General features: G+C 76.1%; 9 protein-coding genes. 5 read left to right on the top strand and 4 right to left on the bottom strand.

What is annotated here, in order from left to right; genetic code table 11:
- Positions 1-14: 14 nt before the first annotated feature.
- The 3 genes from modA (at position 15) to ACWDR0_RS04140 (ending at position 5,457) form a co-directional block, all read left to right on the top strand.
- The gene (gene modA / locus ACWDR0_RS04150; RefSeq protein ID WP_456350061.1) at positions 15-827 is read left to right on the top strand and encodes a molybdate ABC transporter substrate-binding protein; all 813 of its coding nucleotides are present in this window, start codon (positions 15-17) and stop codon (positions 825-827) included.
- Positions 828-901: 74 nt separating this feature from the next.
- Positions 902-2,941, top strand: a complete 2,040-nt coding sequence (locus ACWDR0_RS04145) for an ABC transporter permease (RefSeq protein WP_456350060.1) — start codon at positions 902-904, stop codon at positions 2,939-2,941.
- A 536-nt stretch (positions 2,942-3,477) separates the two neighbouring features.
- Positions 3,478-5,457 carry a ricin-type beta-trefoil lectin domain protein gene (locus ACWDR0_RS04140; RefSeq protein ID WP_456350059.1) on the top strand — a complete coding sequence of 660 codons (1,980 nt, stop codon included), beginning with the start codon at positions 3,478-3,480 and terminating at the stop codon, positions 5,455-5,457.
- Here the strand turns inward: ACWDR0_RS04140 and ACWDR0_RS04135 are convergent.
- From ACWDR0_RS04135 to ACWDR0_RS04125, 3 genes are all read right to left on the bottom strand, one after another.
- Positions 5,417-6,877, bottom strand: a complete 1,461-nt coding sequence (locus ACWDR0_RS04135) for an acyl-CoA synthetase (RefSeq protein WP_456350164.1) — start codon at positions 6,875-6,877, stop codon at positions 5,417-5,419. The two genes, ACWDR0_RS04140 and ACWDR0_RS04135, sit on opposite strands and share 41 nt — an antisense overlap.
- A gap of 278 nt (positions 6,878-7,155) precedes the next feature.
- Positions 7,156-8,430 (bottom strand): MFS transporter, encoded by a 1,275-nt coding sequence (locus ACWDR0_RS04130; RefSeq protein ID WP_456350058.1) that lies wholly within the window; start codon positions 8,428-8,430, stop codon positions 7,156-7,158.
- Positions 8,431-8,604: 174 nt separating this feature from the next.
- Entirely contained in the window at positions 8,605-9,321 is a 717-nt protein-coding gene (locus ACWDR0_RS04125; RefSeq protein WP_456350057.1) for a hypothetical protein, read from the bottom strand.
- Between the two features lie 128 nt (positions 9,322-9,449).
- Here ACWDR0_RS04125 and ACWDR0_RS04120 point away from each other — a divergent pair, with 128 nt between their 5' ends.
- Together ACWDR0_RS04120 and ACWDR0_RS04115 are read left to right on the top strand one after the other, a co-directional pair.
- Positions 9,450-9,890 (top strand): Lrp/AsnC family transcriptional regulator, encoded by a 441-nt coding sequence (locus ACWDR0_RS04120; RefSeq protein WP_456350056.1) that lies wholly within the window; start codon positions 9,450-9,452, stop codon positions 9,888-9,890.
- A gap of 115 nt (positions 9,891-10,005) precedes the next feature.
- Positions 10,006-10,890, top strand: coding sequence for a TIGR03619 family F420-dependent LLM class oxidoreductase (locus tag ACWDR0_RS04115; RefSeq protein WP_456350055.1), 885 nt, complete (start codon positions 10,006-10,008; stop codon positions 10,888-10,890).
- Between the two features lie 164 nt (positions 10,891-11,054).
- On the opposite strand, the gene ACWDR0_RS04110 is transcribed toward ACWDR0_RS04115, so the two are convergent.
- Positions 11,055-12,572 (bottom strand): GAF domain-containing protein, encoded by a 1,518-nt coding sequence (locus tag ACWDR0_RS04110; protein WP_456350163.1) that lies wholly within the window; start codon positions 12,570-12,572, stop codon positions 11,055-11,057.
- Between the last annotated feature and the right edge of the window lie 48 nt (positions 12,573-12,620).

Below are 12,620 nucleotides of genomic sequence, written 5' to 3'. Positions count from 1 at the left end.
AGGAGCCCCGACGCATGTCCTCCTCCCCGAACACCGGCCCCGTTCCCGTCCGCCGCCGGGCCCGCCGCGCGATCCTCGCGCTGACCGCCGCGGCCCTTCTCGTACCGCTCGCCGCCTGCGGCGACGACGGTGACGGCGGCGGTGACGCCGGCAAGTCCGCCAAGGCGGACCTGACCGTACTGGCCGCCGCGTCGCTCACCGACGTGTTCAAGACCGCCGGGGCCGCCTACGAGAAGGCCCACCCCGGCAGCAAGGTCACCTTCTCCTTCGCCGGCTCCCAGGAGCTGGCCGCCCAGGTCCGGCAGGGCGCCCCCGCGGACGCCCTGGTCACCGCCGACACCAAGACCATGGACGGGCTGAAGGGCGAGACCGGCACCCCCGCGATCATCGCGAAGAACCGGCTCGTCATCGCCACCGGCGAGGGCAACCCGCACAAGGTGGGCGCCCTGAAGGACCTGGCCGACCCCAAGCTGAAGGTGGTCCTCGCCGCGCCCGAGGTGCCCGCGGGCCGGTACAGCGCGCAGATCCTCGGCGCTCAGAAGATCGTGGTGAAGGCGGTCTCCCAGGAGCCCAACGTCCGCGCCGTGCTCAGCAAGGTCGAACTGGGCGAGGCCGACGCCGGGCTCGTCTACCGGACGGACGCGGCCGGTGCCGCCGACAAGGTCGACGCGATCGAGATCCCGGACGCCCAGAACGCCGTCGCCGAGTACCCGGCGGCCACCCTGAAGACCACCGAGAACGCGGACGCCGCGGCGGCCTTCGTGACCTGGCTCCAGGGCCCCGAAGCGCAGAAGATCCTGCGCGACGCGGGCTTCCAGCAGCCCTGACCCGTACGGTCCCGGACCGCGCGGTCCGGATCCCTTAGCCAGCCGCCCCCCGTGGGCCGTACAACAGGAAGTCCATGAAGCGCACCGGCAGCCGCCCCGCCCGTCCCGCCCGGCGCGGGTCCGGGCGGGCCGGGGTGCCCGTCGCCCTCGCCCTGCCCGCGCTGCTCGCCGTCGGCTTCCTGCTGCTGCCCCTGGTGGGCATCCTCGCCCGTACCGAATGGTCCGCACTCGCGGACCATCTCACCAGCCCCGGAGTGACCGAGGCCCTCGGGCTCTCCCTGCTGGTGTCCTGCTGGGCCCTCGGGCTCTCCCTGGTGCTCGGGGTGCCGCTGGCCTGGCTGCTCGCCCGCGCCGACATTCCCGGCAAGGCGCTCGTCCGGACCCTGGTGATGCTGCCGATGGTGCTGCCGCCGACCGTCGGCGGTGTGGCGCTGCTGCTCGGCTTCGGCCGCCGCGGGCTGCTCGGGCCCTGGCTGGAGGAGACCTTCGGGATCACCCTGCCCTTCCACACCTCGGGCGCGGTGGTCGCCGCCACGTTCGTGGCCATGCCGTTCCTCGTCATCAGCCTGGAAGGCGCGCTGAACGGGCTGCGTCCCGAGTACGAGGAGACCGCGGCCTCCCTCGGCGCCTCCCCGCTCCGGGTGTTCTTCACCGTCACCGTGCCGATGGCCGCCCCCGGGCTGATCGCGGGCGCCGCGCTGACCTGGGCCAGGGCGCTCGGCGAGTTCGGGGCGACGATCACCTTCGCGGGCAATCTCCCCGGGGTCACCCAGACCCTTCCGCTCCAGGTCTATCTGCTGCTCCAGGAGGAACCGGCGGCGGCGACCTCGGTCTCGCTGCTGCTGCTCGCGATCGCCATGGCCGTACTGATCGCCCTGCGCGGCCGGTGGACCGGCGGCGCGTCCGCCGACCGCCGCGAGGCGGCCCCCGCGGATGCCCGGGCGGCGGAGCCCGGGGACCCGGGGGAGCCCGACGGCGGCCCGGCGGATCCGGATACCGCTCCCGGCGGCCTGGAGGACGCTCCGGCGGAGGAGCGCGGGGACCGGACGGGCCCGGGCGAGCCGCCCGGCGGCGCCCGGTGGTCCCTGCACGCCGAGGTCACCGGCTTCACCCGGCTCGGTCTCGACGCCGCCCCCGGCACCACCGTCGCCGTCGTCGGCCCCAACGGCGCCGGGAAGACCACCCTGCTGCGCGCCCTCCTCGGTCTCACACCCCGCGCCCATGCCGTGCTCCGCCTCGGCGACCACGAGGTGACCGGCCTGCCCCCGCACCGCCGCGCCGTCGCCTGGGTGCCGCAGCACGGCGCCCTCTTCCCCCATCTGACCGCCCTCGGCAACACCGCCTACGGGCTGCGCGCCCACGGCGTTCCGCGTGCCGAGGCCCGCCGCGAGGCCCGGCGCTGGCTGGACCGCCTCGGCGTCGGGCACCTCGCCCACCACCGGCCCGCCCAGCTCTCCGGCGGCCAGGCCCAGCGGGTCGCGCTCGCCCGGGCGCTGGCGGCCCGCCCGCGGCTGCTGCTGCTCGACGAGCCGCTCGCCGCGCTCGACCAGACCACCCGCGCCCGGGTGCGCCATCTGCTCCGCCGCCATCTCGACTCCTTCGGCGGCGTCTGCCTGATCGTCACCCACGACCCGGTGGAGGCCCTGTCGCTGGCCGACCGGGTACTGGTGCTCGACGACGGCGAGGCCCTCCAGGACGGTCCGCCCGCCGAGGTCGCGCGGCGGCCGCGGTCCCCGTGGGTGGCGCGGATGCTGGGCCGCAACGCCTGGCCCGGCACCGCCGCGGCCGACGGGTCCCTGGCCCTGCGCGACGGCGGCCGGCTGGTCGTCGCCGAACCGCCGCCCGCCGGGACCGGGGTGCTCGCCGTCATCGCCCCCGAGGCGGTCGCGGTCCACCGGGAGCGGCCCGCGGGCAGCCCGCGCAACGTCTGGCCGGGGACCGTACGGGAGATCACCGCGTCCGGCGGCCGGCTGCGGGTACTGGTGACCTCGCCCCGGGTGCCCGACCTGATCGCCGAGATCACCCCGCAGGCGGCGGCGGAGCTGGGGCTGGCGGAGGGCGTACCGGTATGGACGAGCGTGAAGGCCACGGAGGTCGTGACCGTCACGCTGTGAGACGGAGTGCGTGACCGATACCGCGTGACGGGGCATGGCCGTTACGCCCTGCGGCCGGATGCCGTACGCATCACCAGCCGCCGCGCCCGGCCGGGCGCCGAACGGCCGGTGGAGTGCGGGTGGTTGGCGGGAACCGGGCCGCCGGGGCGTTTTCCGCCCGGATATGACAGGTCGTGCGCGCCCGCCGGCCGTTGCCGTCCACCGCCGTCCGCCGCTCCGGTCGACTCCGTTCAGAAGGGAGGGAGTTCTTTGCTTTGTCGATGAACGGCCAAGTCTCTTTCCGGATGGGGAACTCTTGTTCCGTCCGTGGCGATTGTGCAAAGGTGAGCCCCCTCGCGCCCGGACCGCCAAGACCGCCAGGACTGTCAGAACCGCCGGATCTGGCAGAACCGCCAGGACCGCCAGGACCGTCAGGACCAGAGCCCTCCGTTTGCCCCGCGCGTCGGACCAGCGCGCTTCCCCGCCCGACCCCCGTCCGGGCCGTCCGCCCTCCGGTGCCGTACCACCACACCGTGCCCCGGACGGAAAGACGTCTGATGCAGCCTCCGCCCCCCGGATCCCACCCTCACCCCCAGCCTCCGGCACCCCCGGCCACCGCCTCCGACGAGATACTCGCCGCCGCGCTCCGGACCCGCGACACCGCGCGGACCGCCCGGCCCGTGGCTGTACTGACGGCGCGTCACTGGCGGCCCGTCTTCGACTACGCCTCCGTCGTCACCCCGTCCCCCGAGGCCGCGTCCCTGCTCACCACGGCTGCCTTCGGCACGGTCCTCGACGAACTGCGCCGGGTGCGGACGACCGCCGCGCTCCGCCCGCTGCTGCTGACCGCCGCCCGCCGTACCGGTGCCGCCTGGGCCGCCGACGGCCAGGTCGCCGCGCTGCCCGGGCTCCGCCACCCCGGGACCGGCCGGGCGGTACCCGCCGTGATCTTCACCGGCGACGGCGACCGGGCCCTGACCGCCCGGGCGTTCCGCACCCTGCCCGGCGCCGACCAGACCCTGCTCTGGCACACCGAAGCGGAGGGGGAGGGCGTGTCCGTCCCCGCCGCCCTGCTGGCCGTGGACCCCCGAACGGCCGCCGCCCGGCGGGAACCGGCCCGGGAGGCGTTCCGCGCCGCGGTGCTCCGCGCCCACCGGGAGCTGGCACCGGACGACGACTGCCGTCACTACAACAAGCTGCTCGACGCCGCCGTACGCCGGGGCGGAAGCCGGGCGTCCGCGCCCGGGCTGGCGGAGCATCTGGCACACTGCTCCCACTGCCGGCTCGCCGCCGGTCAACTGGACCACACCGGCGGCCGGCTGGGCCTGCTGCTCGCCGAGGCGCTGCTGGGCCGGGCCGCCCGCCCCTACTACGACTCGCGGCCCGCCCGCCGCAGGCTCGCGGCGCTGCGCGAGGGCACCGCCGAGGGGGCCCCGGCCGGTGCCCGTGACGCCGGAGACCGTGCTCCCGGCCGCCGGTCCCGCCGCCGCCCCCGGAGCCGTACCGTCGCGGCCGCCCGCACCCTCCTTTCCCTCCGTGCCCCGGCGGATGTCCGCGCCCCGGCGGACGGCCATGCCCCGCCGGATGTCCGCGCCCCGGTGGACGGCCGTACGCCCGCGCCCGCCCATACGTCCGCGCCCGCCCGTACGCCTCCGCCCGTTCGTACCTCCGCGCCCGGTCTCCGCCGCGCCGCCACCGGGTCCCGGGCCCGGCGGCCCCGCCGCCCCGGCCCGGCCGCCGCCCTGCTCGCCGGGGCCGCGGCGCTCGCCGGACTTGCCCTGGTCGCCGCCTTCGGCCCGGACCTCCGGGCCGGTGACGGCAGGACGGCCCGGGCGCACCGCCCGCCCGTCCCGGGCACCGAGGCCCCGCCGTCCACCGGCCCCGCGCCGCCCGCCGGGCCCTTCACCGCCCGGCTGCGCCACACCGCGTCGGGGCTCTGCCTCGACATCCGCGACGGCATCGCCCGCCGGGGCGCCGACGCGGTCACCGAGATCTGCGCGGGGCGGCTCAGCCAGCGGTGGACGTACGAGGCCGACGGACTCCTGCGCAACGCCGCCGCCCCCGCGCTCTGTCTGGACTCGGGGCTGCCCGACGGTGTCCTCGCCCTGAGCCCCTGCGACCGGGAGCCACGGCCGGTCGGCGGCGCCCCGCCCGGCACCCTGCCCGGCGCGCCGAACAGCGCCCCACCCGGCACACCCGGCACTCCGGGCGCGGGCGCCTCCCCGGTCGGCGGCCCGGTTTCCGGCGGCAGCGGGTCCCCCGGGGACGGCCCGGCAACTCCCGGCGCGGGCACGTCCCCCCGCGGTGCCGCCACCCCCGCCGGGGAGGGCGGCGGCCTCCGGCTGCGCTACACGCTGACGTCCGGCGGCGAACTGCTCGCCCGCCGCGACGACCGGCTCGCCGTGGTGCCCGCCGCCCCCGGAGTGGGCGCCCGGGCCGTCGTCCGCCTCCGCGGCGGCGAGGACGACGCCCCGGCACGGCGCTGGCGTGCGGAGCTCAGCCCCGCGCCGCCCGGGAGCCCAGCGCCCGCTTCATGATCTTGCCCATGTCATTGCGGGGCAGCGCGTCGAGGAACCGCACCTCGCGCGGCCGCTTGTGCGGCGAGAGCTGTCCCGCGACATGCGCGGTCAGCTCCTCCGGCGTCGGGCGGCCGGCCGGATCGGCGGCGGCCGGGACGATCCAGGCGACGACCCGTTCGCCGAGGTCGGGATCGGGCTCCCCGGTCACCGCGGCCTCCCGCACCCCGGGATGGTCCAGCAGCGCGTTCTCGATCTCCCCGGCGCCGATCTTGTAACCGCCGCTCTTGATGAGGTCGGTGGCCTTGCGGCCGACGATCCGCACCGCGCCGTCCGCGTCGCGCACCGCCATGTCGCCGGTCCGGAACCAGTCGCCGTCGAAGGCCGCGGCGGTCGCCTCCGGCCGGTTGAGATAGCCGCTGAAGAGATGACCGCCGCGGACCTGGATCTCGCCGATGGTCTCGTCGTCGTACGCGGCCACCGCCGCCCCGGCCTCGTCGACCAGCCGCAACTCCACCCCGGGCAGCGGCACTCCGACCGATCCGGGCCGGGGCCGCGGGTCGTCGACGCGCACGCTGGTGTTCATCAGCGTCTCCGTCATGCCGTACCGCTCGACCACCCGGCGGCCGGTGGCCGCGGTGATCCGGGTGTGGTCGGGGAGCGGCAGCGCGGCCGACCCCGACACCAGCAGGCGGGCCCCCGCCAGCGCCTTCACCAGGGCCGGGTCCTCGTCGAGCGCCTCGGCGATCCGGTGGTACATCGTCGGTACGCCGAAGAGCATCGTGCCGCCGGCGGCCAGCTCCCGGGCCACCCCGCCGACGGAGAACCGGCCGAGGTGGCGGACCGCGCCGCCGCGGCGGAGCGGGCCGAGGATCCCGATGATCAGACCGTGGACATGGAACAGGGGCAGAGCGTGGACGAGGACGTCGTCCGCGGTCCACTGCCAGGCGTCGGCGACGGCGTCCAGGCTGGTGGCGATCGCCCGGCGGGGCAGTACGGCGCCCTTCGGCGGTCCGGTCGTCCCCGAGGTGTAGACGATCATCGCCGGGGCGCCGGGCCCGGGCGGCGGTCCGGCCGGGGCGGGCGGCGGTCCCGCCGGGACGGCCGGGTCGACGTCGACCCGCTCCACCGCGCCCAGGGCGGCGGGGAGTTCGTCCCCCGGTGCCGCCAGCACCAGCGCCGGTGCGCTGTCGCCGAGGATATGTGCCAGCTCCCGCTCGCCGGTCCTGGGGTTCAGCGGTACGACGGGGACACCGGCGAGCAGCGCGGCCACGGTGCCGACCGCGGTCTCCAGGGTGGGGGTTGCCCAGAGCGCGACCCGCCGCGCGCCGCCGATGCGTACCGCCAGGGTCCCGGCCGCGGCCGCCAGCTGCCCGTAGGTCAGGGCACGGTCACCGAACCGCAGGGCGGGCCGTGCGGAGGCGCCGGAGGACGGCCGCAGACCGGGGAAGAGGTCGCCCGGGTCACCGCCGCCCGGCCCGCCGTCCGCCGGGGTGCTGTTCGCCGGGGTGCTGTTCGCCGGTCCGCCGTCCGCCCCGGTCCCTGTCCCTGTCCCGGTCCCTGTCCCTGTCCTGGTCCCTGTCCCGGTCTCGGTATCCGTCTGCGCAGGTGTGCGGTCCCTCGCCTGATCCGTCACGTCGGGTCGTCCTCCATCGATGGTGGCCGGGTGGCCGGGCATCCGCCCATTCTTCCGCCCGGGACCGGTCCGGTGGACCCCTGTCAGCCCCTGAGTCCGGAGTTCCCCGAGGTCCCCGCCGCGCCCCCGGTATCCGCCGGGCCCGGAGCAGGCTTCGTCCGGGCCGTCGCTCCGGCCGTCGTTCCGGCCGTGCGCATCCGGCCGTACGCGTAGACGCAGCCCGCCAGCGCCAGATCCGACAGCAGCATGAAACCGATGGAGTACGAGCCCTTCGCGCTGTAGATCGCGCCCATCACCAGCGGGGGGACGAAGCCGCCGAGGCCGCCCATCGCGCCCACGATTCCGGTGACACTGCCCACCTGTGTCTGCGGTGTCACCCGTGCCACCAGGGCGAAGACACTGCCGGAAGCGGCGCCGAGACCGGCCGCCATCAGCAGCAGCGCGACGGTGCCGCCGGGCATCAGCGGCGGGTCGAAGGCCTGGAAGATCGCCGTCAGCGCGACCAGGCCGAGGGCGGCGGAGGTGACGTACGCCGGGTGGACCCGGTCCGACAGCCAGCCGCCGAGCGGCCGGAACACCACGGTCACCAGGGCGAATCCGGCCGCCTTGGTCCCCGCGTCGGTCGGGTCGAGCCCGTACCAGGTCCGCAGGTACGTCGGCAGATAGACGCCGAACGCGACGATCCCGCCGAAGCCGACGGCGTAGAGCGCGGACAGCTCCCAGGTCACCCGGAGCCGCCCGGCCCGTGCCAGCCGGACCCCGAAGGGTTCGGTGGGCACGGGCCGGTCCGGCCGGTCGTTGATCAGTACGGCGGCGAGGGCCGCGTAACCGGCGAGAGCGGCGGCGACCAGGTAGAAGGGCAGGTCCTCGCCGTGTGCGGCGATGCGCGGGGTGAAGTAGCCGGAGAGGGCGACCCCGCCCATGCCCATACCGAAGATCCCGATCGCCAGGCCCCGCCGCCCGGGCGGGAACCACGAGTTCACCAGCGGCACCCCGATGGCGAACGTCGTACCGCCGAGCCCGAGCAGGAAACCGGTCGCGAGCATCGCCCCGTACGAGTCCTTCGCCGGGATCAGCAGCAGTACGGGGACGATGGTGGCCGCGCTGACCAGCGGGAACATCCGCCGGGCGCCGTACTTGTCGGTCAGTGCGCCCACCGGGACCCGCCCCAGCGACCCCACCAGTACGGGGACCGCGACCAGCAGCGACTGCTCGAAGGAGCCGAGGTGCAGATGGTCCTTGTAGTAGCCGCTCAGCGGTGAGACGAGGTTCCAGGCCCAGAAGGTGAGGGTGAACCCCACGGTGGCCGTGATGAGGTTGCGGTACGCGGCGAAGGAGCTGTTGGCGGCGGGGTGCACACGGCCAGTCAAGGGCCGCGGGCCGGGGCGGTCGCGCTGGAGTGCTCCGTACGGGCGGGTACGGGCGGTCCGCGCGAGGGTCTCCGCGGGACCCGTGCCCCGGCCCGGGGACTCGGCGCGCGGAAGTACCGGAGCGCGGAAGTCCCGTACCGCGGGGCCTTGGAGTGCGGGGCCTCAGAGCGCGGGCAGCGGCAGCGCCACCGCGACCGCGTACCCCGCGACCAGCCCGTACCCCGCCCGGAAGGTCCAGACCCGGGCCCGGGCCGGGAGCCGCGGTCCCGCGAAGCCGCCCGCCGCCACCAGGATCTGCTGCCAGAGGAGGGAGGCCGTGAACACTCCGAGGACGAAGACCGCCCCGGACGCGCCGCCGCGCAGCACGGCTCCCTGCGCGGTGGTCAGCGCCGCGAAGTAGAGGGCGGTGGTGGGGTTGACCAGGGTGAGCACGGCGAACCGGACGAAGACCCGGCGGGCGCCCGTTCCTTCCGGTCCGGCCGCCGCGCCCGCTCCCTCCGGTCCGGCCGCCGCGCCGGTTTCCTCCGGCCGGGTCCCCGCGACGGTTTCCTCCGGTCCGGCCCCCGGACCCGGGGCGTCCGGCCCGGGCCGCCGGGACGCCAGCAGCCCCAGTGCCGCGATTCCGGCCAGTACCAGCGCGGCGGCCAGCCGCACCCATGCCTCCACTCCCGCGAGCGCCGCGGCGACCAGCGGACCCACGGCCGTCGCCAGTGCCGCATACCCCGCGTCCACCGCCGCGACCGCCGTCCCCGCCGCGGCCCCCGCCCGCCGGTCGCGCATCGCCTGCTGGAGCACGAGCACCCCCACCGCGCCCAGGGGCACCGCGACCCCGAGCCCCGCCACGGCACCGGCCGCCCCCGCCGTCAGAAAATGCTCCATCCCGGCCTCCGTACGTCCTGTGACATCCCGTGCCCGGCTGTCGGACACCGGGCTTCCGGTGCAGCAGCCTGGGGCCGGGGAAGCGGTTAATGCGGCCGTGATCCGGCGTCCGCTGCGACAATCGCGGGATGGATGCTCTCGACCGCGAAATCCTCGGTGTGCTGCGGACGGATGCGCGGATCTCCTACCGCGATCTCGGGATCCGGGTCGGCCTCAGCGCCAACGCGGCGGCCGACCGGGTGCGGCGGCTGGTCCGCGACGGAACGGTCGCCGGGTTCACGGTGATCGTCGACCCGGCCGCGGAGAACGGCACCGGGCTGACCGTCTTCATCGACCTGACACTGCGGCAGGGCGTCACCAACGACGCCTTCGAGCAGGCGGTGGTGGGCCTGCCGGGCATCGAGGAGGCCGTCCACATCACGGGCGCGTACGACTACCTGGTCCGCGCCCGGGTCTCGAACCCGGCGGAGCTGGACGCACTGCTCCGTACGATCAAACGGGAGACGGGCGCCGAGCGCACCAGCACCCGTATCGCCCTGCGCTCGGCCACCCGGGGCCGGCATATCTGAGCCCGCGGATCCTGCCGCGTCCGGCCCGCGGCCCCGGCGCGGGCCGCGGCGGTCCGGGCGGACACCCCGGCGCAAATCCGTGCGCCGGCGACCTCTCGGTGATCATGCTGGGGAGATGCGTACAGGAATAGCACTGCCGCAGTACGGAACCCATGCCCGGCCCGAGCTGATCGCCGGGTTCGCCCGGGACGCGGAGGAGGCCGGCTTCGACGCGCTCTGGGTGGGGGACCGGGCGCTGACCCCGGTGGCACCGGTCGACATCTATCCCGGCTTCAGCCCCGACAACCCCTATCCGCCGCGGTTCACCACCTTTCTCGACCCGGTCACCGTGCTGACGGTCGCCGCGACCGCCACCCGCCGGGTCCGGCTGGGCACCAGCACGCTCAACGCCCCCTGGTATCCGCCCCTGCTGCTCGCCCGTTCCCTGACCTCCCTGGACCGGATCAGCGGGGGGCGGCTGGACACGGGGCTCGGCATCGGCTGGATGCGCGACGAGTACGCGGCCCTCAACACCGACTTCACCCGGCGCGGCAGACTGCTGGACGAGATCCTCGACATCCTCCACGGCTACTGGACGGCGGAGCCGTTCGCACACGAGGGCCCGGAGTGGACCATTCCGCCGTCCCGGGTCGGGCTGCGGCCCGCCCAGTCGCCCCCGCCGGTCCTCCTCGGCGGCTTCTCCGAGGCCGCGCTGCGCCGGGTCGGGCGGCGGGCGGACGGCTGGGCCGGGGTCGCGCTGCCCGGCCGGACCGGCGCCGCCCTCTGGGACATCGCCCGGCGGGCCGCCGGGGAGGCCGGCCGGGACCCCGACGCCCTCCGGCGGGACATCCGCGTCAACGCCGCCCCGGGCGCCGGAGACGAGACCCTCGCCGCTCAACTGGCCGGGCTCCGCGACTCCGGCGCGGACGGGGCCTTCCTCGACTTCCACCATGTCACCGCGGGGCCGGAGGAGGCGCTGGAGCGCGGTATCCGCGTACTGTCCCTGCTACGCGCGGGCTGAGTCCGGCCCGAGTCCGCGCCGGATCCGCGCCGGGTCCGTGCCGAATCCGCTACGGCCGCGGGGTCCCGCCTCGGATCCCCGCCGCCGCCGGTCCCGGGCGCCGCGCCGGAGCCCCGCGCCCGGCCGGACCGCGCCCGGCCGGACCGCGGAGCGGAGCGGCGGGGTCAGGTGTCGCGCGCGGTCTCCCAGACCGCCGTGCCCTCGGGCGAGGCGTCGTCGGAGACCGTGAGCCGGAGCGCCGGGCGGCCGTCGGCGAGCCGGGCCGTCGCGTCCACGTCCACCTCGACCGCGCCGACCCCCGCCCGCCGGTGGGCGGCGGCCAGCGCCGTACGCAGCGCCGCGATCAGCCTCTCCCCGTCGGCGGGGCGGACCAGCGCGTCCACCGGGCCGCGGAAGTGGACCGACGGCGCAAAGCCCAGCAGGGCCGCCGCGCCCGCGGTCTCGCGCAGGACCCGGCCGCGGAAGCCGGTGGGCGCCTCGGCGGGCGGCTGCTGGAGCGCGAAGATCGTGGTGCGGACCTCCTGGATGGTGGAGTCCAGTTCGTCCACGGCCCGGCCGATCAGCTGGTCCGATTCGCCCGGTCCCGCCCGGCGCCGGGTGGACTCCAGCATCATCTCCGTCGCGAACAGCCGCTGGACGACGAGATCGTGGAGATCCCGGGCGATCCGGTCGCGGTCCTCGAAGACGGCGAGCCGCTCCCGGTTGTGCTGGGCGTCCGCCAGGACCAGGGCGAGCGCGGCCTGCGAGGCGAACTGCGTGGCCAGCAGCTTCTCCAGCGAGCTGTACGGGCGGCCGCGGCGGCCCCGCGGCAGGGCCAGGGTGCCGATCAGCCGCCCGCCGGACTGGAGCGGCAGCATCATCGACGGGCCGAACCGGGTCCGTACATGCGTGGTCATCCTCGGGTCCGTCGCCGAGTCCTCGACGAACACCGGCTCACCGCCGAGCAACTGCACCAGGACGGGCGATCCGGGCGCGATCGTGGTGCCGACGATATCGTCCTCCGGTCCGTCCGCCGATGCCGCGACGATCGCCATCCCGCCGTCGGCCGTGGGCTGGAGCACCACGCCCGCCGCGGCCCCGGCGAGGATCCTGGCCTGCTCGGCCACGGTCGTCAGGGCGTCCTCGGCGCTGCCGCCGGTCAGCAGGGTGGTGGTGACGGCGGCCGCCCCCTCGATCCAGCGTTCCCGCTGGCGGGCGGTCTCGTACAGCCGGGCGTTCCCGATCGCGGTCCCGGCCTGCGCGGCGAGCACTCGCAGCAGCGCCAGATCCTCCGTGGTGAACGGGCCGCCGGGCTTCCCGGTCAGATAGAGGTTGCCGAAGACCTCGGTATGGACCCGGATCGGTACCCCGACGAAGGACCGCATCACCGGATGCCCTTCCGGTACGCCGGAGGAGCGCGGGTCCAGGGTGAGATCGTCGATCAGCAGGGGCCGCGGATCGCGGATGAGCAGCCCGACGATGCCGGTGTCCCCGGCCGGCAGTCCGCCGATCCGGGCCCGCTCCTCCTCGCTCATACCGCTGGTGTAGAGGTCGGAGACGGTGCCGCGTTCGGGGTCGATCACCCCGAGGGCGCCGTGGCGGGCCCCGGTGAGCGAGGTCGCGGTGGAGACGATGTGCTGGAGGGTCGCGGGGAGTTCGAGGTCGGTGCCCAGACCGAGCAGCGCCTCCAGCAGGACCGGCATCGGCGGGGCGTCACCGGGGCGTTCGGGGGAGGGCGGAGCCGTACCGCC

The sequence above is a fragment of the Streptomyces sp. NPDC003691 genome, from assembly GCF_053981115.1.
The sequence above is the reverse complement of the archived record's forward strand: the minus strand, read 5'-3'. Positions and strand labels throughout refer to the sequence as shown.

Coding starts and splice junctions, on each gene's coding strand:
- ACWDR0_RS04125 (WP_456350057.1), bottom strand. CDS start 9,321: ATGGAGCATTTTCTGACGGCGGGGGCGGCCGGTGCCGTGGCGGGGCTC.
- modA (WP_456350061.1), top strand. CDS start 15: ATGTCCTCCTCCCCGAACACCGGCCCCGTTCCCGTCCGCCGCCGGGCC.
- ACWDR0_RS04120 (WP_456350056.1), top strand. CDS start 9,450: ATGGATGCTCTCGACCGCGAAATCCTCGGTGTGCTGCGGACGGATGCG.
- ACWDR0_RS04110 (WP_456350163.1), bottom strand. CDS start 12,572: ATGCCGGTCCTGCTGGAGGCGCTGCTCGGTCTGGGCACCGACCTCGAA.
- ACWDR0_RS04145 (WP_456350060.1), top strand. CDS start 902: ATGAAGCGCACCGGCAGCCGCCCCGCCCGTCCCGCCCGGCGCGGGTCC.
- ACWDR0_RS04115 (WP_456350055.1), top strand. CDS start 10,006: ATGCGTACAGGAATAGCACTGCCGCAGTACGGAACCCATGCCCGGCCC.
- ACWDR0_RS04140 (WP_456350059.1), top strand. CDS start 3,478: ATGCAGCCTCCGCCCCCCGGATCCCACCCTCACCCCCAGCCTCCGGCA.